General features: G+C 58.7%; 11 protein-coding genes. 7 read left to right on the top strand and 4 right to left on the bottom strand.

What is annotated here, in order from left to right:
- Positions 1–87: 87 nt before the first annotated feature.
- From F8N36_RS07385 to ybeY, 3 genes are read left to right on the top strand one after another with little or no spacing between them, the layout of a single operon-like run.
- Positions 88–1,086: a PhoH family protein gene (locus tag F8N36_RS07385; RefSeq protein WP_291332156.1), complete on the top strand. Its 999-nt coding sequence runs from the start codon at positions 88–90 to the stop codon at positions 1,084–1,086.
- A 19-nt stretch (positions 1,087–1,105) separates the two neighbouring features.
- Positions 1,106–3,595 (top strand): HDIG domain-containing metalloprotein, encoded by a 2,490-nt coding sequence (locus F8N36_RS07380; protein ID WP_291332155.1) that lies wholly within the window; start codon positions 1,106–1,108, stop codon positions 3,593–3,595.
- 4 nt (positions 3,596–3,599) lie between these two features.
- A complete protein-coding gene (ybeY, locus tag F8N36_RS07375; protein WP_291332154.1) occupies positions 3,600–4,061 on the top strand; it encodes an rRNA maturation RNase YbeY in 462 nt (153 codons plus the stop codon).
- Between the two features lie 15 nt (positions 4,062–4,076).
- Here the strand turns inward: ybeY and F8N36_RS07370 are convergent, their stop codons facing one another.
- A complete protein-coding gene (locus F8N36_RS07370; protein ID WP_291332153.1) occupies positions 4,077–5,192 on the bottom strand; it encodes an HD domain-containing protein in 1,116 nt (371 codons plus the stop codon).
- Between F8N36_RS07370 and F8N36_RS07365 the strand changes: the two genes are divergently transcribed.
- The 4 genes from F8N36_RS07365 to F8N36_RS07350 all read left to right on the top strand — a co-directional run bounded on the left by F8N36_RS07365 (position 5,191) and on the right by F8N36_RS07350 (position 14,077).
- Positions 5,191–6,009, top strand: coding sequence for a biotin--acetyl-CoA-carboxylase ligase (locus F8N36_RS07365; RefSeq protein WP_291332152.1), 819 nt, complete (start codon positions 5,191–5,193; stop codon positions 6,007–6,009). The genes F8N36_RS07370 and F8N36_RS07365 overlap by 2 nt on opposite strands.
- Positions 6,010–6,141: 132 nt before the next feature.
- On the top strand, positions 6,142–9,843 hold the full coding sequence (locus tag F8N36_RS07360; RefSeq protein ID WP_291332151.1) for a pyruvate carboxylase: 3,702 nt from the start codon (positions 6,142–6,144) through the stop codon (positions 9,841–9,843).
- Positions 9,844–9,939: 96 nt separating this feature from the next.
- Complete coding sequence (locus tag F8N36_RS07355; protein ID WP_291332150.1) at positions 9,940–13,515, top strand: PEP/pyruvate-binding domain-containing protein; 3,576 nt, start codon at positions 9,940–9,942, stop codon at positions 13,513–13,515.
- A 220-nt stretch (positions 13,516–13,735) separates the two neighbouring features.
- Positions 13,736–14,077 carry a pyrimidine dimer DNA glycosylase/endonuclease V gene (locus tag F8N36_RS07350; RefSeq protein WP_291332149.1) on the top strand — a complete coding sequence of 114 codons (342 nt, stop codon included), beginning with the start codon at positions 13,736–13,738 and terminating at the stop codon, positions 14,075–14,077.
- Between the two features lie 90 nt (positions 14,078–14,167).
- Here F8N36_RS07350 and F8N36_RS07345 read toward each other — a convergent pair whose 3' ends face one another.
- The 3 genes from F8N36_RS07345 to F8N36_RS07335 all read right to left on the bottom strand — a co-directional run bounded on the left by F8N36_RS07345 (position 14,168) and on the right by F8N36_RS07335 (position 21,760).
- On the bottom strand, positions 14,168–15,319 hold the full coding sequence (locus F8N36_RS07345) for a nitronate monooxygenase family protein (protein ID WP_291332148.1): 1,152 nt from the start codon (positions 15,317–15,319) through the stop codon (positions 14,168–14,170).
- A 139-nt stretch (positions 15,320–15,458) separates the two neighbouring features.
- Positions 15,459–18,455 (bottom strand): PD-(D/E)XK nuclease family protein, encoded by a 2,997-nt coding sequence (locus F8N36_RS07340; RefSeq protein WP_291332147.1) that lies wholly within the window; start codon positions 18,453–18,455, stop codon positions 15,459–15,461.
- On the bottom strand, positions 18,452–21,760 hold the full coding sequence (locus F8N36_RS07335) for a UvrD-helicase domain-containing protein (RefSeq protein WP_291332146.1): 3,309 nt from the start codon (positions 21,758–21,760) through the stop codon (positions 18,452–18,454). Before F8N36_RS07335 ends, F8N36_RS07340 begins: the two co-directional genes overlap by 4 nt.
- Positions 21,761–21,768 lie beyond the last annotated feature (8 nt).

Below are 21,768 nucleotides of genomic sequence, written 5' to 3'. Positions count from 1 at the left end.
ACTGTTTCGCAGCCCGCAGGTAGGAAAAATATCCGGTTGCCGAAGCCAGCAATAGACAGGTTCGGTGAAATAGGCTAGAGAGCGGCTATGGCAGTACATTCCTCCATGCTTGAGACCGTCGAATTCGACGATCCCGCGTTAGCCAATCAGCTGTTTGGCCCTCACAATGCGCATCTTGAGCTGCTGGCCGCCGCAAGCGGGGCCAATATCGGCAGCCGTGGCGCCAGCATCCTTATCGAAAGCTCCGACATGAACGTGCGTCAGCTGCTGTGCAACGTGTTTGTGCAGCTCTACGAACTTTTGCGCGGTGGCATTTCTCTCAGCCAGCAGGACATAACCCGCAGCTACGACATGCTGCGGGCTGACCCAGGCCTGAATCTCGAAAAGATTTTCAAGGATGCGGTGTTCGTCAACACGCCGCGTAAAACGGTTACGGCCCGTAATGTGGCCCAACGCACCTATCTGGACCTGCTGCGCCGCAACGAGCTTGTTTTTGCCGTGGGGCCCGCTGGTACGGGCAAGACATATCTGGCTGTGGCCATGGCGCTCTCCATGTTTCAGCAGCACAAGGTCAAGCGAATTGTGCTAACACGACCTGCGGTGGAAGCTGGCGAACGCCTTGGCTTTTTGCCCGGCGATCTGGCCGAGAAGGTCAATCCCTACCTTCGCCCCCTGTACGACGCACTGCACGACATGATGCCGCAGCCCAAGGTGGCCTCCATGCTTGAGGTGGGCTCCATTGAAGTAGCCCCGCTGGCCTTCATGCGCGGGCGCACGCTCAATGACGCCTTTATCATTCTGGATGAAGCGCAAAATACCACCCAGGAACAGATGAAAATGTTTCTTACCCGCATGGGTTTTGGCTCTCGCATGGTCGTAACGGGCGACACAACCCAGATCGATCTGCCCATGCAGCCCGGCGGTCAGCGCCCGCGCTCTGGCCTGATTCATGCCCTTAATATTCTTTCCAAAGTTCCAACCATCGCCGTGCACCACTTCTCCAAGGCTGACGTTGTGCGTCATCCCTTGGTGGGAGCTATTGTAAACGCCTATGATAATGCAGAAAAAAGCGGCTCGCCCAGCTAGCATCCCAGCCCTCATTCACATGCTTCGTGCCCGGCACCACTGCGGTCTGGGTCTCTCGGCTCTGGTGCTGACCCTGCTGTTTATCGGCCTGCTGGCTGGGGCCAACTTTGAGGCCGTGCCGCGTGTATACGTGGCGGGGCAGGTGGCCGAAAGCGACGTAATCGCCGACCGCGACATTCTGGTCGAAGACGTGCAGGCCACCAAGGCCCGCCGCAAGCAGGTGCAGCTGTTGCAGCCGCCTGTGTATGATCTGAGTCTTGAACCCTTTACGGCTTTTCAGAACCGTATTGTGGAAATTTTACGCAGCCTCAATAACGGCATCGACTATCATGCCGGGCATGACGGGCCGGTGCACCGGCTGGTAGAAGAGCTGACCCCTGCGGTGGCAGATGAAATTCTGCCCGAGCTGGCCCTGCCCGAAGCCCAGACCTATCTGCTCAAGGTGCTGTTGCCCCAGATTCGCGAACACATGGCCGAGGGCCTTGTGGGCGATATCCGTTCTGCTCGGGTAGAGCGCTCTGGCGTGATTGTGCGCAATCTCGACACCAGCACTGAAATGCTGCGCCCCGATGTATCCAACCTGCCTGATGTACAGTCATACCTTGCAGAAATCTCTGCCCAGATACGCCAGGTTTCCACGCTTAATCCGCAGTCGCGCCGCGCCATCAATATTCTGCTCTCCGCAACCATGCCCTCGTCGCTTACCCTCAACAGGGAATCGACCCAAAAACGCAGCAACGCCGTTATGTCCATGGTTGAGCCCGTGTATTACCAGATACAGAAGGGCGAAATTGTGCTGCGCAAGGGCGAGCGGGTGAGCCGCGAACAGCAGATCAAGCTGCAGACGCTCTACAAATCAGCCTCTGACCCCATGCGCTGGGATATCGCCGCCGGGGCTTTCTTGTGCTCGCTGGTGCTTTCCATCGGCTTTTTCGTTGCTCCCAGCGGCAAGCCCGGCACGCCTTTACGCTGCAAGGACATGCTGCTGATATCGCTGCTTTTGCTGCTTTTCAGCATTGGGGCCAAGGCCGTCTATGTGCTGGGAATGCGCAACGACAGCCTTACATTTATCAACACGCTGGCGGTGGGGTATCCCGTTGCCGGGGCAGTGGGGCTGGTGGCCATGGTATTTGCCGCCCGGCGCTACTGCACCATGGCCCTTCTGCTTTCTTTCTTTACCATGCTCATGTTTCAGGCGCAGTTTTCGCTGTTCCTGCTGCATTTTCTTGGCGGCATGCTGGCCACCTGGCTTGTGACCAATGCCCAGAGCCGTCAGGACGTGGTGTGGAGCATCGTACCGCTCACCATCGGGCAATCCATCATCTGGTTCGGTGCCACACTGCTGGCCCACAGCGCCCCCGGCGTCATGCCCATGCAGCTTCTGGCAGTGTTCATTAACAGCGTGCTTTCACTTATTCTGCTGTTTGCCGTGAGCCCCGTGCTTGAAATTTCTTTTGGCTACAGTACGCGCTTCCGCCTCATGGAGCTCATGAGCCTTGAGCAGCCCCTCATGCAGGAGCTTATGGTCACCGTGCCCGGCACGTACCACCATTCACTTGTGGTCGCCAACATGGTTGAAGCCGGAGCCAAGGCCATCGGCGCCAACAGCCTGCTATGCAAGGTTGCAGCCCTGTATCACGATGTGGGCAAGCTCTCGTACCCCGAATACTTTATCGAAAACCAGTTTGGCGGCCCCAACAAGCACGACAAGCTGGCCCCCTCCATGAGTGCGCTCATCCTGCTTTCGCACGTCAAGAAGGGCACGGAACTGGCCGAGCGCTACAAGCTTGGGCAGGATATCGCCGACATCATCAGCCAGCACCACGGCACGCGGCTTATCCGTTTCTTCTACCAGAAGGCCCTGAATCAGGGCGAAAAGCCGCGTGAATCCGACTTCAGCTATCTTGGACCGCGCCCGCAAACCAAGGAAGCCGCCATTCTCATGCTGGCCGATTCGGTGGAGGCCTCCAGCCGTACGCTCAGCGATCCAACGCCCGCGCGCATCAAGACGCACATCGACACCATCATCAAGGGCATTTTTTCGGAAGGCCAGCTGGACGAGTCCGAGCTGACCTTCAAGGATCTGCACTTCCTGAGTGAGAACTTCCAGCGTATTCTCACCGGCATTTTCCACCAGCGCATCGCTTATCCCGATGCCCGCATTGACGCAGCCAAGGCCAATGGCAAAAACGGCAACGGCAATGGTGCCGTGGCGGCTCAAGGTGCTGCAGCCCCCGCAGCTGCGGCTCAGGGCAAAAACTGCGGCGACAAGCCCTGCCCGGAAAAATCTGGAGCGGAAAAAATCGGAACAGACAGGCTGGCAGCCGACAAAAAATCTGCCGAACATAATGCAGAACATCGCACAGAACATCACGCTGAGCATCACCCAGCGCACCCTGCAGACGAGCAGACATCTGCCATAAAATCCCTGCCCGGCGGCCCGGCCAGCGTCAAACCCGGCGCGGTTTCTGCCGTGGTGCTGCATTCAGAGGGCAAAGGGCAGGCATAGGCCCATGCAGTTGAGCCCTCCGATTCGCTCACGGGAAACCGTGCGCCTTTTCAGCCGTTATTCTGCTGCTGCGTGGCTGCTGCCCCTCGACAGGCGCGAGCTTGTGGCGGCACTTGCGGCCATGCTTGATGTATGCGGCGAGGCACAGGTTCCGTGCGCACCTCCGGCAGTAGAGCTGCATCTGGTGGACGATGCGACCATTGGTGCGGCAAACCTGCGTTGCCTGGGCTGCACCGGCCCAACCAATGTGCTCTCCTTTCCCGGTGGTTGTGACTGCCCCGGCACCCTTTTGTTGTCACTCGACACGCTGCGCAGGGAATGCCTGCTGTATGGTCAGGAGCCCGCAGAGCATGCGCTGCGCCTGCTGGCACACGGCATGGCCCATCTGTGCGGGCTTGATCATGGGGAAGAGATGGATGCAGTAAGTCAGATATTTATGGATGCGGCCATTGAGGCTGTGGCCTGATCGCAGCCCGCACTGCTAGGCCGCCTGCTTTTTGCGCAGGGCTGCCAGTGCCACGCACTGCATTTCGCGCAGCTTGCGGGCCGATTCTTCGCCCCGGTTGTGCCATTCTTCCGGCAGCCGCACGGCGGTAATGACCTCAAGGCTTGGGTAGGCCAGCTCACTGACAGGCGAGCTGCTGTCTGCATCCGCCAGCTTCCAGAATGGTTCAGACAGTCCCAGCTGGTTAACCCGCCAGAGAAGATCGCGCCGTGTGCCTGCCCGCAGAGTGCCGAACATGCCCGCCTTCATGTGTTCTTCCGCAGCCAGCGCGCCCGCCCGGGCGTAAACTGCAGGCAGCCGCAACCTTTTGGCCAGGGCCAGTGCCAGCGGTACGCCGCGCGCCTCGTGCCCATAGTGGTGCGGCAGCAGGGCAGGGTCTGTGCCGATTTTTCCGATGTCGTGGCAAAGGGCCATCCACACGGCCATGGCATCGCCCGCCAGTTCGTCCATAAGGCGCAGGCTGTGGCCAAGCACACTGTTGGCGTGCCACTGCCGGGGCCCGGCGGGAATGTACCGCGCACGCTCGTGCTCTTCAAACCAGGGCCGCAGACAACCACCCTGGGCCAGCACACGAAAAAAACGGGCAGGACGCGGCGCGGCCAGAGCCTTGAGCATTTCCCGCGCGACCCTCTCGGCGGGCAGGACGGCCAGCTGCTGACCTGTCATGGCGCGCATCTGGACAAAGGCTTCGCGGTCAATACGCCAGTTGGGCCAGCGGGCAGCAAAACGCGCCAGTCTGAAAACTCTGGTGGGGTCGTCGGTGAAGGCCGTGGGAGAGGCTGGTCGCAACAGTCTGTCGCGCAGGTCTTGCACCGCTTGCGGGTGCATGTGCAGCCGCCCTACGCTGTCGAGCGCCATGGCGTTTATGGTGAGATCGCGCGCCACAAAATCTGATGCAAGGGTTCCACCGCGCAGGGGCATGCATTCGCGCCCGTGCCACAGGCAGACATTCACACTTTTGCCCACGCATACGGCCTCAGGATGAGCAGACAGAAAATCGGTCATGCTTCCGTCAAAGGCAAAATCAAATTCTGTGGGTTTGCGCCCAAGCAAGAGGTCGCGTACAGCGCCGCCAACGAGGTAAAGTTCCATGCCGGTAATATGCCACAGCCACCAGCCCGAGGGAAGCGCTGCCACTGGCGCTGACAAAAATTTTGTTCCACGCATCTGGCGCTTTGGGCAGGTGGGCTCGTGCCTTGACACAGCCGCCAATCTGGCAGCGCGCGGGTGGCTTGAACCGTGGGACAGCGTGCAGGTCTACAGTCAGACATCCGGGCGTGGGCAACTCCGGCGGCAATGGCATTCGCCCGTGGGCAATCTGTATGCCGCCTTGCGCATTCCGATGACGCCCCCTTTTGACGGCACGGCGGCAGCGCCCGCCGTGGGCATGCTGCTGGCTGAGGCCCTTGCGCAGGATGGCTGGCAGGTGAAACTCAAGTGGCCCAACGACCTTGTGGTGTGTGATGCGGACAGACAGTCGCAAAAAGTTGCGGGCATTCTGCTTGAAGAGCGGGGCGGGGTACTGCTGGCGGGCATTGGCATCAACGTTTGCTGGGCTCCGCCCGCTGAACAGATGCGTGCTGATGCCGCCCTTGAGGCAACCTGCCTCAAAAATCTGCATAAATCGATCTCAATTGTGCATTATACGGCTGAAGCGCTATGGCAAACCCTTGTAAAGCGCATGTTTTCAGCATATATTGGCTGCCACTCTTTTCCTGAGGGGTGGAGAAATCGCGCGGAGTCTCTCTTGCTCTGGCGCGGCGAGAACGTGGAGCTGCGTGACGATGACCGCATCGTGCGCGGCTGGCTGGCGGGCTTAGGAACGTCAGGCGGCCTGTGTCTTAACATCAACGGACGGCTTGAGGAATTCATTTGCGGTAGTCTCCGGCTGAACCCTGCGCAAAAATGATGCGGGCTCACGGTCATTTTGGCAGGCCAGGCATGGTGACATCGCCGCCCAATGCGAAGCACGTAAGCGTGTTTTCGCCGTCTAACGCTGGCGCGTAGGCAGAAATGCGCCAGTAGAAAAGGGCTGAAAGGCATGGCCAACAAGACATTCTCGGAAGTACAGGATTATTTGAAGGGCAAGGTTATACTGGTTGCTAACCGTGGTATCCCGGCCCGTCGTATTTGTCGCTCTATCCGCGAACGTTTTGACGCGGTGGCGGCAATGACTGCGACAGATGTGGACAAAACGGCCCCTGCCGCCTCAACGGCGCAGGAATTGATGCTGCTGGGTACAGACCCCCGTGCGTATCTGGATATTGACCGCATCATCGACAAGGCCAAACAACGTGGCGTAGTCGGCATTCACCCCGGTTGGGGGTTTGCTTCCGAGGACACGCGCTTTCCGCAGCGCTGCAAAGAGGCGGGCATTACCTTTATCGGCGCAACCGCCGAGGCCATGAACCTGTTGGGCAACAAGGTTCAGGCTCGTGAAGTGGCCCGCAAATTAGGCATTCCTGTTGTGCCCGGCTCTGAAGGAGCCGTGGATATTCCCACCGCCCGCAAGCTCATCAGTGAAATCGGGCTGCCCATCATGCTCAAGGCAGAGGGTGGCGGCGGCGGTCGCGGCATTTTTGCCATTCACAACGAAGCAGACCTGGAAGACGCCTTTTTCAAGGCTTCTACCATGGCTCAGGCCTCGTTTGGCAACCCGCGCCTGTTCGTTGAAAAGTTCCTGGCCGATGTGCGCCACATTGAAATTCAGGTTATTGCCGACATGTACGGCAACGTGTTCGCCTTTGACGAACGCGATTGCACCGTGCAGCGCAACCATCAGAAGCTCATTGAAATCACGCCTTCACCCTGGCCGGGCATGACCAAGAACCTGCGCGACAGGCTCAAGGACTATTCCCGCCGTCTGGTGCGCGCCGTTGGCTACCATTCGCTTGCCACGGTCGAATTCCTCGTTACCCCCGACGGAACGCCCTATCTTATTGAAGTAAATACCCGTTTGCAGGTTGAGCACGGCATTACCGAATGCCGTTACGGCATCGACCTTGTGGAAGAGCAGATTGCCGTGGCCTTTGGCGCGGAACTGCGCTACCGTGAGGAAAGCCAGCGTCCTTCTTACTGGGCCATGCAGGTGCGCATCAACTGCGAAAACCCGCAGGACAACTTTGCTCCCAATTCAGGTCTCATTTCACGCTATGTGTCGCCCGGCGGCCCCGGCGTGCGCCTTGATTCCAATATCAGTGCCGGTTACGAGTTTCCTGCCAACTACGACTCGGCGGGCGCTCTGCTCATTTCGTATGCCACCGACTGGGAAAAGGTGCTGGGCATCACCGAACGCGCTCTGAGCGAATACGTGATTGGCGGCATCAAAACCACCATTCCCTTCTTCCGTCAGGTCATCAAGCACCCGCTGTTCAAGCAGGGCGACATCAATACCAACTTCATCGCCACGCACCCAGAGCTCATGGTCTACACGGATCTTGCGCCTGAAGGCGAGCGCCTTGCCAAGCTGGTGGCCGAAATTTCGGCCAAGGGCTTCAACCCCTACGTGCAACTTGGCGAATACCGCTCGAGCAGCACGCCCTGTCTTGGCCCCTTCGAGCCGGTGCTGCCGCCCATTTCCACGGCTACCCGCCGTCAGCCCTCGCCTTATCCGCAGGGCGACCGCATGGCTACGCTCGATTACATCCGCGATTCGGGCCTGGTGCATTTTAGCGATACCACCACGCGCGACTTCACGCAGTCCAACTCCGGCAACAGGCTACGCCTGGCCGAAGACCGGCTGATGGGCCCCTACCTTGACAATGCGGGATTTTTCTCGCTTGAAAACGGTGGCGGTGCGCACTTCCATGTGGCCATGCTGGCCAACATGACGTACCCCTTCACCGAAGCCAAGGAATGGAACCGTTTCGCGCCCAAGACCCTCAAGCAGCTGCTGGTGCGTTCTACCAACGTGCTTGGCTACACGCCGCAGCCGCGTAACCTCATGCTCAAAACCGGCGAGATGATCTGCGACCATTACCAGGTTGTGCGTTGTTTCGACTTTTTGAACCATGTGGAAAACATGCGCCCCATCGCCGAAGTGGTGATGAGCCGCAAGGACATCCTCTTCCAGCCTGCCATTTCTATGTCGTGGGCCAAGGGATTTGACGTTCAGCATTATCTGGGTGTTACCGAAGCCATGCTGCGCATGGTGGGCGACATCATGGGCTCCACGCCCAAGGAAGCCTCGCGCAACATCATTCTGGGCCTCAAGGACATGGCTGGCGTTTGCCCGCCGCGCTTTATGGACGAACTGGTAAAGGCCCTGCGCAAAGCCTGGCCTGAGCTGGTGCTGCATTACCACAGGCATTACACCGATGGTCTGTTTGTGCCTTCTTGCGGCGCTGCCGCCAAGGCTGGCGCGCACATCATCGACGTGGGTCTGGGCTCTGCGGTGCGTTCCTACGGTCAGGGCGACGTGCTTGCCACCATGGCCTACATTGAAGACGAGCTGGGCCTCAAGTGCAACCTTGATAAAAATGCCATCCGCGACGCAAACTTTGTTTGCAAGCAGATCATGCCTTACTACGACCGCTACTGCGCGCCGTACTTCCAGGGTATTGATTATGACGTGACGCGCCACGGCATGCCTGGCGGCGCCACGTCTTCCTCGCAGGAAGGCGCCATGAAGCAGGGCTACATTCACCTGTTGCCCTACATGCTCAAGTTCCTCGAAGGTACGCGCAAGATCGTGCGCTACCACGACGTAACCCCCGGCTCGCAGATCACCTGGAACACGGCCTTTCTGGCTGTTACCGGCGCGTGGAAGCGGGGCGGCGAAGATGAAGTGCGCTACCTGCTTGAAGTGCTGGGTCAGGTTACCCGTACGCCCGAAAAAGAACTTACCGACGAGATGCGCCGTGCGCGCCTGAACATCTATCAGGACTGCAACGACGCTTTCCGCAACCTTCTGCAGGGCAAGTTTGGCAGGTTGCCGCTCGGCTTCCCGGCCGACTGGGTTTATCAGAGTGCCTTTGGCTCTGACTGGAAGAGCGCCATGGCTGCCCGCACCGAGGTTTCTCCGCTTGAATCGCTGGCAGATGTCAACCTGGCCGCCGAGGAAAAGGCCTGCACCGAAATACTCAAGCGCAAGCCCAACGACGAAGAGTTCGTGCTTTACCTCAACCACCCGGCTGACGCTCTCAAGACCATACAGTTCAAATCAAAGTTTGGTGATGCCAACAACCTGCCCCTGCATGTATGGTTTGAAGGCCTTAAAGTGGGTCAGGACCTGTACTTTAACGACAGCAGCGGCAAGCCCCACCACCTCTTGCTGCTCAGCATATCCAACCCCAACGATGCGGGTATCTCCATTTGCCGCTACGTGCTCGACTCCGAATTCATGAGCTGCGAGGTTCAGGTTCGGCAGCCCTCGGGCAATGGGGCAAAAAGCACGCTCATGGCTGATACGGCCAACAAGTTCCATGTGGCCGCGCCCAGCAATGGCGATTTGTGGGTCATGTATGTGCACCCCGGTGATGTGGTCAAGGCAGGCGAAGAGCTCTTTAACGTGTCCATCATGAAGCAGGAAAAAGCCGTTCTGGCCCCTGTGGATGGCATGGTGAAGCGGGTGCTCAAAACCGCCGATTTTAAAGAAAACAAGCAAATGGTTTCGGTCAGAGAAGGTGAGCTTATTGTCGAGCTGGGCCCGGTGCCGCGCGTGTGCGGCAATGAAGCCTGCGGCCAGCCCATTCCTATGGATAACATCGCCTTCTGTCCCTACTGTGGAGCACGCGTTAGCTAATAGCACGCACTGTGCTGGAATTTGTGGACAGTTCCTTCATGGCGATATACAATTTCCAAGGTTGTAAAGCTTCTGTTTCCCAAACCGGAGGAAGACATGTCTAAGAGTCCCGCCGCCAAACCTGCGCAGAACAAACCCAAGGTCAACGCGCCTGAGGCAGTTCAGAAAAAATTGGTGCTCGACGGCGCCGAAATTGTGCAGATTGGTCCCGAAGCGGAGTTGCTTGTTGGTGGTAAGAACTACAACACTGCTCTGATCAGCCAGATTCAGGGCATTCAGGCGCCCCATTTCCGTGCTATCTCGTCCATTGCCTTTCATCATCTGCTGGATGAAACAAAGGTCAACGGCAGGGTGGTGCGCAGCGTCGTAGACCGCGAATATGGGCGCATTGACTGGAACGACCCGGAAATCAACCAGGATCCGGACTTCTTGCAGAAGTTCGTGCGTCAGCTCGGCAAGCAGATTCAGCAGGCCGCGCTGGCGGAAGGTGAGCAGTCGCACACCAAGCTGCGTACCTTTATCAACAATATAGTCGAAGGCTTCGCCACCTCGCCAGAGGGCATCGACCAGCTGCGCAAGCGCTCGGTTATGGTGCAGGCGGCCATTTTGTCTGTCGAGGTTCCCCACGAGGTTTCTGAAGCGGTGCGCGGTGCCTATCGCGCCATCTGCAAAGAAAACGAAGACGACATGACCCCCGTGGCCGTGCGTTCTTCGGCCGCTGGTGAAGACTCGCGCAAGAAGGCCTTTGCCGGTCTTCAGGATACCTACCTTAATATGGTGGGTGAAGATAAGGTAGTGGAAGCCTACCACTGGGACTGCGCTTCTGCCTACAACCTGCGTTCCATGACCTACCGCCGCGAGGCCATCCTCGATGCGCTGGCCAAGGCCGAGGAAACCGGCGACGAAAGCATTGCTGAAAACGCCAAGCTTGAGTGGGCCATTGAGCACACCTCGCTTTCTGTCTGCATGATGCAGATGATCAACCCTGTCATTTCGGGTACGGCCTTCTCGGCCGACACCGCCACGGGTTGCCGTGGTACTGACCGCCGCGAGCTGGTCAGCATCGACGCCAGCTACGGCCTCGGCGAGGCTGTGGTGGGCGGCAAGGTTACCCCCGACAAGCTTTATGTCTTCCAGCGCGACGACGGTGGCGAAGTTGTCATTCGTCAGATGGGCTGCAAGGACATGAAGATTGTCTATGACGAACGCGGCGGTACCCGCGAGGTTGAAGTATCCGAGCTTGAGGCTCTGCGCTGGGCGCTGTCGCTCAGCCAGGCCGAACGCGTTGCCCAGGGTGTGCGTGCGGTAAGCAAGGCTTACGGCGGCATCATCATGGATACGGAATTCTGCCTTGATGCCAACGACAAGCTCTGGTTCGTGCAGGCGCGGCCCGAAACCCGCTGGAATGACGACCTTGAGCTGCATCCCCATACCATCTTCATGCGCCGCCGCGAGGTTGACGCCAAGGCCGCAGCCGAAGCCGAAGTGCTGATTGAAGGCAATGGTGCTTCACGCGGCGCTGGTCAGGGCACTGTGCGCTTCCTGCGTTCTGCCCTTGAGCTGAACAAGATCGCCAAGGGCGACGTGCTGGCCGCCGAGCGTACCGACCCGGACATGGTTCCCGGCATGCGCGTGGCTTCGGCCATTATGGCAGATGTGGGCGGCGACACCAGCCACGCAGCCATTACCTCGCGCGAGCTTGGTATTGCCGCTGTTATCGGTATTCAGCGTCTTGACGTGCTGCGTGCCCTCGACGGTGCAGAAGTGACCGTTGACGGTACCCGCGGCAAGATCTATCGCGGCCTTTTGCCCCTGCACCTTGTGGGCGGCGAAATGGACCTTTCCAAGCTGCCTTCTACCAAAACCAAGGTTGGCCTTGTGCTGGCCGACGTGGGTCAGGCGCTGTTCCTCTCGCGTCTGCGCAACTTTGCGCAGTTCGAAGTGGGCCTGTTGCGTGCGGAATTCATGCTGGGCAACATCAGCATCCATCCGCAGGCGCTGGAAGCCTTTGACAGCGGCGAACTTGAAAACGTGGTTCAGAGCAAGCTGAAAGAGCTCGAAAACCGCCTTTCCAAGGTGCTGCGCGAGCAGATGGCCGCCGGTCTTATTGTGTTCAACTTCAACCTGCGTGAATACGTGGGCGAAGTTACCGGTCTTGCCGCCGAAATTGAAGCTCTTGCCGAATCCAACAAGAGCCTCAACGCAGAAGAAGTGCTGTTGCAGCACCGCAAGATGCGCGAGCTTGATCACAAGGTTGACCAGCACCTCGAAATGGCCTCGCGCCGCATTGAAGTGCTCAAGACCTCCAATGATTTGTGCGACCATGTGCGCATCATCATGGGCTACGACGACGCTCTTGCCCTGCTGAATCCCTCTGATCCTGAAGCCGCCAAGCGCACAGCCGAAATCGAAGCCTGCGTTGACGAACAGGTGCGCCGCATCAGCGAACTGCCCGCTGTCACCAAGCTGCTTGATAATATCAACCGCCTGCGTGAAGAAGTGAGCCTGCGTTCCGGCCTCAAAAAAGAAATGGACGACCTGCGCAACCTTACGGACAAAATCCGCGGCATGATCAAGGCCCGTGGTTTCCGTACCGGTAAGGAACACTACGTCCAGACCCTGGCCCAGAACCTTGCGCTGTTTGCCATGGCCTTCTACGGCAAGCCCATTACTTACCGTACCACAGACTTCAAGAGCAACGAATACCGCAACCTGCTTGGTGGCAGCCTTTTCGAACATGTCGAAGACAACCCCATGCTTGGCTACCGCGGCGTTTCGCGCAATATTCACGACTGGGAAGTCGAAGCCTTCAAGCTGGCCCGCGGCGTGTATGGCGGCTCCAACCTGCGCATGATGCTTCCCTTTGTGCGTACGCTGGAAGAAGCCCGCTCCATGCGCAGCTACCTTGAGCAGGTTCACAAGCTCAAGAGCGGTCAGGACGGCCTCAAGATCATCCTCATGTCCGAGCTGCCTTCCAACGCCATTCTGGCCAAGCAGTTCATCACGGAATTCGATGGTTTCTCCATCGGCTCCAACGACATGACCCAGATGGTGCTGGCTACCGACCGCGATAACGCGCGTCTGTCCCACATCTACGACGAAGAAGATCCGGCGGTTGTCTGGGCCATTCTGGTCAGCATCTTCACCGGCCAGAAGTACGCCAAGAAAGTGGGCTTCTGCGGTCAGGGCGTGTCCAACAGCATTATCCTGCGCGGTCTGGTTGCCATTGCCGGCATCACCTCCGCCTCGGTTGTGCCCGATACGTACTATCAGACCGTGTTCGACATCGCCTCTGTGGAAGCGGAAAACCATACTGCCGCCGACCTCGGCAAATGGCTTGCCTCGCAGCACCACAAGCGCCTTGCTGACCTGATGGAAAAGACCGGTTACGGTCATATCCTCAAGAAGTACAAGGAACCCCAGGATATTCAGGAATGGTACGAAGGCGAGTTGCAGCGTCGGCACGAACAGTTCCGCGAGCACCTCGACACTCCCAAGGAAGGCTTCTACCGTTCCGAGCTTCAGAGCTTCCGTTCCACCTTCCACAAGCCTGTGATCTATGCCACCTGGAACTGGGACGAAACAGTAGAGGATGCCCTGCATCACTCTGGGTTCCAGAACTTCGAGGAACAGGCCAAGGCCCTCGAATACTCCCGCACGGTCAACGACTAGTTTAGCTGGTCGATACCACACTGATAAAAAAGGCCCGGATCTTCGGATCCGGGCCTTTTTTGTGTAGGGAAGGGCGGCTTTGTTTGTCGCACTCTGGCGGCATCGGTTCTTGTTTACCATGATAAAATCATACACAGTTGTGAATGGGGCAGGGCAGGGATAAACCATTCGCTGACAAGCCATGTTGTCTGACTTACCTTTCACCCATACGGAGACCACCATGCGCATGTGGATGCTGCCACCAGCTGGCATGTGCCGCAAACACCTTTTAGGCGAGCATGTTGAACTGCACATGCTGCTGGGCAGTTTGCGCCGAGGCAAAAATATTGAGGGTTTTCTTTCTGGCGGTCTTGTTGACCCCCAACAGGTTTTCGCCAGACACCAAGAACTGGTGGCAGAAATGGCACGGCGGGGATTCAAGCACTCCTCCCCCCTTGATGAGCACGAGTGCGCGATTCTCGGCGCAGCTTATGCTGGCCGCGCCGCCATAAACATGGCAGCCAATGCAAAGGATCTTTGCCAGCGTTGCCCGGAATGCTCTGGCCTTATGACAAAAACATAACTCCCCGAAATTTTAAGACCATAAACAGCGCAAAAAAGCCGAGCCTGGAAATTCCAGACCCGGCTTTGACTATTACGGAAGCGGAGTAGCTTACTTGGAGCTCAGGTTCAACCTGCTCTGCATGCTCTGCACGCTCTTGCTCAGTGAGTTCATGGCTTCATCAAACTCTTTTTGCAGGCTATCCATCAGCTCATGCACAGAGATGATCTTGTTCACACGAGCCACGTTGGCACCGCAGAACGCAAAGCCCCTTTCAAGGTTACCCTTCATGGCGTTGATAAGCGCCTGGGCAATGCAGTAGGGCGTTTTTTCCTGCTCGCAGGTGTGCACGCAGTGAAAAACGCACTTGAAGGGCTTTTTCTTGCCTTCACGCGAGGCAGTGATGAATTCGTTGCCAAGGGCGCGGCCAGGCATGCCCACCGGGCTCTTGATGATGGTGATGTCTTCATCACGCGCAGAGAGATAGCTCTGCTTGAAACGGTCGTCGGCATCGCATTCGTGGGTAGCCACAAAGCGGGTACCCATCTGCACGCCAGAAGCGCCCAGTTCCAGAAACTTCATGATGTCGGCACCGGTATACACGCCGCCAGCGGCGATAACGGGCACGGCGCGGCCGCACTTGTCTTCCATGGCCTTGGCGGCATCAACAACCTGAGGCACCAGGGTTTCGAGCGAGTGGTTGGGGTCCTGCAGTTCCTCGGCCTTGAAGCCAAGATGACCACCAGCCTTGGGGCCTTCGACCACAAAGGCGTCGGGCGTGTAGCCAAAGCGCGAAGCCCACTTTTTGGCGATTACCGTAGCGGCTCTGGCCGAAGAAACAATGGGAACCAGCTTGGTCTTGAACTCTTCCTTCTTTTCTTCACACAGCTGCAACAGGTGATGCGGCATGTCGAGGGGAAGGCCAGCGCCAGAAAAAATGATGTCGGCCTTGCTTTCGATGGCAGTGCGCACCATCTGGCTGAAGGTGGTAAGAGCCACCATAAGGTTGACGCCGATGATACCGTTGCTGAGTTCGCGGGCTTTGAGTATTTCATTGCGCAGGGCGCGCAGATTGGCGGTAAGGGGATCCTTGGCCACGTCAGGCTCTCTCATGCCTATCATGGCTCCGGCGATAACGCCGATGCCGCCCTGATTGGCAACAGCCGACGCTAAGCCGGAAAGAGAAATACCCACGCCCATGCCACCCTGTACCACGGGAATTTTGGCCGTGAGATTACCTATCTTGAGTTCGGGAAGAGACATTGCAAGACCTCCGTCCTGTCCGTAAGAGGTATGCCGGATGAACCATGAGATTTAAGGGGCATACCTGTGTTTGCCGGGAAGCATAGCTGGTAATGCGGCGAGACGCAACAGCCATATTTATTATATTTATTCCACCTTGTTAACCAGCGCACAAAGAAGCGTAAGGACACCAGTCGCAATGGCGGTCTGGCCGTGCCACAAAGGCGGGCGCATGGTTCATGTGCAGCAGTACCAGAGAAAGCGCCGAGTGGCAGTACACAATGGCATTGGCAAGATCTTCATCCACCAGTCCGCCAAAGAGCGGATATTCCTTGCCCGCATCGCGCAGTTCCACAAGCGCCGCGTCACCAACCGGGCCGAATTTGCTGCCCGCCGCCATGCTTACGTAGCAGGGCAGTTGCAGGCTTGGCAGCCGGGGTCGCAGCTCGTCAAACATGGTTTCCATGTCTTCCAGCGGCTGACCGTCAATCCTTTCTGGCTGCCCATCAAAAGTCTGGTCATTGACCTGAATCAGGCGCAGGGTCGTAAACAGGCTTTCAACCCTTCGAAAAAACAGGATATCGCCCCACAGGCTGCCATCGTGTTTTTTGAGTCCGCCGGTTTTGTAGTCGAGAATATGCACAAAGCCATCGCGCTGATCTATGCGGTCCATTATGCCCGTAAAGGAATATTTACCGCCAGCCAGCAACAGCTTTGCATCCAGTTTTTCTTCCAGAGCCACAACAGTGGTGCTTGCGGGCTGGTTTTCAAGAAAACGCTGCAAGCGTACAGGCGTGGCCTCTTCAAGCATGAGGCAGCTGTCTGGCGGCAGGTTGTGGCGTAGATCGGTTTTTTCCAGCGCCTCGTGGAAGCGGGCAAGCATGGTATCGTGGCTGATATCACCCCGGCGCACCTCTTTGCCGATGTAGGGCTCAAACAGCGCCCGCAAGGTATCGTGTATGCAGGTGCCCACGGCTGCGGGGTCGTCGCCCTCGTTGACCTCCTGCGGGGGTTGCAGCCCGCAAAGGTATTGCCATGCAAAACGCAGCGGGCACTGCTGGTAAATGTCGAGCCGCGTTGGAGACAGCGGCTTTTGCAACAGGGCAAGCATGGCCGTGTGCAGAGCCTCGGTGCGGGGCAGGCTTTTGGGCGCGGCGGGCGTACTGCGCACCACGCAGCGGGCAACGCCCAGCGGCTCCTCGCCGGGGGTCAGCAGGCGGCCACGTCGCTGTTCTTCTTCCCACAGCAGTTGCTCGACAAAACGGCTACGGCTTTTTTTGCCGTCAAACAGGGTAGAGCGGCTGATGCCCTCCTGCCAGAAAAAGCGTACCTCGCGGGCTCCGGCACACAACCGGTAAAGCGTGTGGGCAGTGGCACGCTCACGCCTGTGGGCATCGGGCAGGCCAAGCACCTGCCGCAACGAATCGGGCAACAGCGGGTCTTGCGCCGGGTTGCCGGGCAGCTTGTCGTCTGTGGCGTCCACAATAAGCACACGGTCAAAGTGCAGCATGCGCGTTTCAAGCATGCCAAGCACCTGCAAACCGGCCAGCGGCTCTGCCTCAAAAGGCACTCGCTCCTGTTGCAGCACCTGACGCACAATGCCGTAGAGCACATGTTTGCCAAAGGGCGTCTGGGCAAGGCAGTTTTGGCGCAGCACCGGGGCCGCATGGCGGGCAAGCCGGTACATGGCCTCGGCATCGAGCGGAAAATGCCGCCACATGTCGCCGCCGTTGCGCAGCAGAAAATCACAGATATTTTGCAGGCACAGGGCCACACCCTCGGTTGTGTCAGCCTGCCCAAGCCGATGAACCAGCATATCCACAACAGATTCAAACAGCTGCATGAGCTCTGGATGCATGCCGGGCGCGCATTGCTGCGCCACATCCTGTAAATCCACAAAGCGCGCGCCGTTGCGAATCTGGCCCACCACACGGCGCAACACTTCACGCAGGTACAGGGGCGTGCCGCTGCCGTCGTCTACCCGCAGCAGGTTGAGGTAGGGATGGCGCAAACACTGGAGCAGGCTGCGCCAGTAATAACGGCCATCCTCGGTCTTACCCTCCTGCAATTGCAGCAGAGCTTCAAGCAGACGGTTGAGGGGCGAGCGCTCAAGCGGGTAGCCCATGGAGACGTTGACATCCTTGTTGGGCAAATGATGCAATACGGGCATAAGCACTGCGCTGTCAGTCAGCACAACTGCCGTTGAAAGCCCGTCTGGCGCGGATAAATCGGCATCGGCAGCGGGTGTTTCCGCCAACTGTTCATGTAAGGCTTTAAGCTGGGAATGGGCATCGTAGCCAGCAAAAAACGAGATTTTGGGTTTGTGGGCAGCTTCATCCTCCGTGGGTTCCACAGCCAGACGGGCGGTGGCCTTCCAGCGGCGCAACCATGCTGCCTGCGATTTGCACGCCCAGTGCGGGGCAGTGCCGTGGGCCAGTGCTGGGTCGGTGTGCAGGCATACCTGCCCGCCCACCTGCCACAGCCTGTGCAGCAGGGCATCCTCACTGCCCGTAAGCTGCGAAAACCCGGCCATGATCACAGGCCTGTCATCACCCGGCACAAAAAACTGCGGGATTGCGGCATCCGGCTCTGTAACTGCAAAGGCGTCAAAGGCAGGTGTTGTCCAGCCGCGACTTGTCAGCTCCGCCACATAGGCCTTGCCGATGCGCCCCAATGCACCCAGCAGGGCAGCGGCAGAGCCGGAAACCTCCTGCTCCACATAGGCAAGATCCACAGCTGCAACACGCTGGCCCAGCATTTCTTCCAGCAGGTTTGAAAGCCGCATGCCCCAGGGCAAAAAATGCTCCATCTTCATGCTGTCAAAACGCGTGGCGAGGGCTTCATCCTCTTGCGCAAGCGTTTTAACGCAGTCGCGCAGCAGTGATACCCTGTCCAGCACGTTGGCCGTGTGCAGAGGCACTGCGCTGGTTTGCGAACGCCAGGCAGAAATCACGTCGGCAAGGGTCATCACCTTTGGCAGCAACCCCTGAAAGCCCTCCTCGGCGTACAGCTTGGTGAGGTAACGCCACGGTCGGTTGTGCGGCACAATCAGCAGGGTTGCACCGGGCCGCCCCGTGCCTGCTGCGGCAAGATAATTCTTTAGATCAGGCAGAAACGGACGCTGCCACGGAAAAACCATAAAGGGCGATGCACTCATGCTTGCTTCTCCTGCGCGGGCAATAGGTCGCCGCAGCGTTCGGCAAGGGGCGAAACATGCTGCGCCTCAACAAGCTGAAAGCGCCGTAAATCAAGGTACACCAGCAGGCCGCGGGCGCTGCCCGGCGCACAGCTGCCGCTGGCCTCAAGGCAGGCAAGGTAGGTTTGCAGCTGCTCCACGTGGTCTGCTTCAGGCTGGCCGCTTTTGTAATCAAGCACCAGCGGCCCCCACGGTTCGTGAACAAGAAGGTCAACACGTAAAAGCTGACCCTCGGCATCCATAAGCGAATGTTCTGGCCAGCCGGTTTGCAGCCAGCGGGCCGCCTGCGGCTGCGAGGCGAACCACTCAAGGGCGGCGGCTGCGTTCTGGCGCAGGGGGCCCTCGTCCGGAACCGGCAGCGAAAAATGCCCCAGACCAAAATTCAGAGCAGCCTGCGCATCGCCTTGCGGGTTGCCGGTTATGTGCAGATGCTCAAGACACAGATGCAAAAAACTGCCCCGATCTTCGGCCTTGAAACTGAACCCGGCAAGCGGATTACGAAAGATCTTGAGGCGCGGCAGCCACTGCATGGGCCGCCAGTCGGCTTCAAATGCGTCGCCGGTCTGCCCTGTCAGATGATCGGTCATCTGTTCTGCCGCAACTTCTGCCACATTTTCTGCCTGGCCTTTTGCAGCCTTCGGGTTCGCTGACAGTTCTGCAGCCGCAGCTGCGGCTACTTGCGGTTCTGGCGCGCCATCGTGCGTTTCACGCACATCACCCACTGCGTAAGGGGCCGTATACCCGGCCTCGGCCATCAGCAGATCAAGCGCATCAGTGGTGGAACCACGCCCACCCCTGGTGCTCGTGCGCAGCACGTACAGGGAGTCACGCGCGCGGGTAAAGGCCACATAGAGCAAGTGGACATTTTCGCGGCACTGGCGGGCCATTTCTTCGTGATAGGGCGTACCAAGGCTTTTTCTGTTGCTCACAACCATGCGAAGACCCTCGCGCTCTACCAGCACGGTTGAGCTGCCCATGCGGGCGCGCAGGTCTGTCCACGGAACCACAACCACCGGGGCCTCAAGCCCCTTGGATTTGTGGATGGTCATAACGCGCACGGCGTCCATGTTTTCGGGCATGGGTACCTTTTCTTCGCCGCTTTTGGCGCGCCAGTGCTCAAGAAAGGTAGGCAGGGTGGCAAGGCCTTTTTCTTCCGCGCTGTGCAGCACTTCCATAAAACGCCGCAAAAAAGTCTCCGCCTCGGGGTAGCGCCGCGCCACATCCATGCGGGCGTACCATTCGAGAATCATGTCGTAGGGCGTCATGAGACCAGACTGACTGTGGAAGGGCGCAAACAGGCGCTGCCAGAGCTGCGGCCAGCGGTTTTTGAATCGCTGGAATACCGGCCCGCGCCCGGATGAGGCGCACCAGCCTGCAATGTCCTGCCGGGCCAACTCCGCCGCCTCAGGGTGCTCGCGAATGATGCTGCCGCACACAAGACTCATGAAGGCAATGTCGTCTTCCGGATTATCAAGGAACGACAGCATAGCAACGGTTTGCACCACAAGAGGATGATTGGCCAGCCGCAGGCTGTTTTCTGTAATAACGGGGATGTCTTCGCGTATGAGCCGGTCGGCCACAAGGGTGGCCTTGTCGTTGCTGCGCACAAGTATGAGCACATCGGCCCAGGGGTGGCCGGGGCGGATATCCTCGTGCAGCAGGGCGCACAGGCGTTCAAGCACGTCTTCGTTCAGGGCGTCCGCATCCAGCGAGTGCACAGTTTCCACGTGCACCAGCCCACCTTCAAGGGCGCGCTGCGGGCACTGCTGTTCTGTACCCTCAAAGGCCCGCACCAGCCCCCTGGCTGCCTCTGTGCAGATATCTGGCGGTGTAGACGAAGGCAGCAGGGCGGTCATGACCTGCAAGGCAACATCCTGCTTTGCCAGCGGGCCAAAAATGGCGTTGTTGTGCTGCACAATTTCGCGGCGGCTGCGCCAGTTAAAGGGCAGGTTGTCGCGCCCGCTGTCTGGTGCAAGGGCGGTGAGGCCCTCGTCGTCAAACACGCCGTCGAAAAGCTCCGGCTCGCCACCGCGCCAACCGTAAATGGACTGCTTTACGTCGCCCACCCAGGTGAGCGACCCACCGCGCGAAAGGGCTTCTTCCAGCAGGGGACGCAGGGCAAACCACTGTTCGCGACTGGTATCCTGAAATTCATCCACCAGAAAGTGCGTGAGGCGCGAGCCCATGCGGCACAGGGCCTCTGGCACGCCGTTTTCGTTTTCAAGCACCAGCCGCGCCTTGTGCGGAATAAGCAGACCGGGCAGGCTGCCCTCCTGCTGCTGGTTTGAGCTGAATGCCTCAACCAGCATGCGGGCCAGCAACAGCACAGGGGCATGGCCCAGCGCCTGACGCAGCATGGGGGCGGTATCTACCAGCACACAGGCGGCTCGGGCAAAGGCCTCGTAGGCTTTTTGCACCTCGTCGCTGACAACGGGCTTTTTCAAAAACAGTTCAGAGGCGCTGGCCTTGCTCAAAAACGCCGAGGCCTTGCACTGTTTGGCGGCAATGGCCTCCACAGCGGCAAGAGCGTTTTTGTTGAAGCTTAGTCCTTCGGCCAGAGCAACACGGTGAAAATTGCTGGCGTGGATTACGGCCAGGCTTTCCACCTCGCTCAACCTCTTGTGCAGGACATCAGCAGGCGAAACATCGTCAAAACGCCCAAGCAGTACGTCGTCGAGCAGGCCGCGCAGCTGGTTGAGCAGCTTTTCGCCCGCCAGAAAACCGGTGCTGTTTTCGCGCCATGCAAGGGCCCGGTATACGTCGCGCAGCAGCGCGCGCATGACCTCGTTACCCTGCCATGCCTGTTCAAGCAGAGCATCAAGGTAGGGGGTAAGCACTTCTTCTGTGGCAAAAACAGGCTGAAAGTCGGGGTGCAGATCGAGCTCCAGCGCTGCGGCCCGCACGATGAGGTGCAGCAGGCTGTCGATGGTGCGTATGTTGAGCGCGCCCATGTCGCGCATGATCACGTCTACCCAGCGTGCGGCTTGCTCGGGCGAAAAGGGCAGCCCCTCGGCGGTCTGGCCTAGTGCCGTGCTTTTGAGCTGCCGAATGACGCGGTCGCGCATTTCGGCCGCAGCGGCATTGGTAAAGGTAATGGCAAGGATATCGCCCCAGCCGCCAGCACCGCCCGGCGAAAGCACACAGGCCGAGGAAGCGGACGCACTTGCAGGCGGCCCGCTCTCAACCAGTCTTTGCAGAAAACAGCGCGTCAGTTCATAGGTCTTGCCGGAACCGGCAGAGGCCTTTACCTGTCTGAGGTGCTTCATGCTGCCGT

The sequence above is a fragment of the Desulfovibrio sp. genome (assembly GCF_009712225.1).
Lineage (GTDB): Bacteria > Desulfobacterota > Desulfovibrionia > Desulfovibrionales > Desulfovibrionaceae > Desulfovibrio.
The sequence above is the reverse complement of the archived record's forward strand: the minus strand, read 5'-3'. Positions and strand labels throughout refer to the sequence as shown.

Coding starts and splice junctions, on each gene's coding strand:
- F8N36_RS07385 (WP_291332156.1), top strand. CDS start 88: ATGGCAGTACATTCCTCCATGCTTGAGACCGTCGAATTCGACGATCCC.
- F8N36_RS07380 (WP_291332155.1), top strand. CDS start 1,106: ATGCTTCGTGCCCGGCACCACTGCGGTCTGGGTCTCTCGGCTCTGGTG.
- ybeY (WP_291332154.1), top strand. CDS start 3,600: ATGCAGTTGAGCCCTCCGATTCGCTCACGGGAAACCGTGCGCCTTTTC.
- F8N36_RS07365 (WP_291332152.1), top strand. CDS start 5,191: ATGCCGGTAATATGCCACAGCCACCAGCCCGAGGGAAGCGCTGCCACT.
- F8N36_RS07370 (WP_291332153.1), bottom strand. CDS start 5,192: ATGGAACTTTACCTCGTTGGCGGCGCTGTACGCGACCTCTTGCTTGGG.
- F8N36_RS07360 (WP_291332151.1), top strand. CDS start 6,142: ATGGCCAACAAGACATTCTCGGAAGTACAGGATTATTTGAAGGGCAAG.
- F8N36_RS07355 (WP_291332150.1), top strand. CDS start 9,940: ATGTCTAAGAGTCCCGCCGCCAAACCTGCGCAGAACAAACCCAAGGTC.
- F8N36_RS07350 (WP_291332149.1), top strand. CDS start 13,736: ATGCGCATGTGGATGCTGCCACCAGCTGGCATGTGCCGCAAACACCTT.
- F8N36_RS07345 (WP_291332148.1), bottom strand. CDS start 15,319: ATGTCTCTTCCCGAACTCAAGATAGGTAATCTCACGGCCAAAATTCCC.
- F8N36_RS07340 (WP_291332147.1), bottom strand. CDS start 18,455: ATGAGTGCATCGCCCTTTATGGTTTTTCCGTGGCAGCGTCCGTTTCTG.
- F8N36_RS07335 (WP_291332146.1), bottom strand. CDS start 21,760: ATGAAGCACCTCAGACAGGTAAAGGCCTCTGCCGGTTCCGGCAAGACC.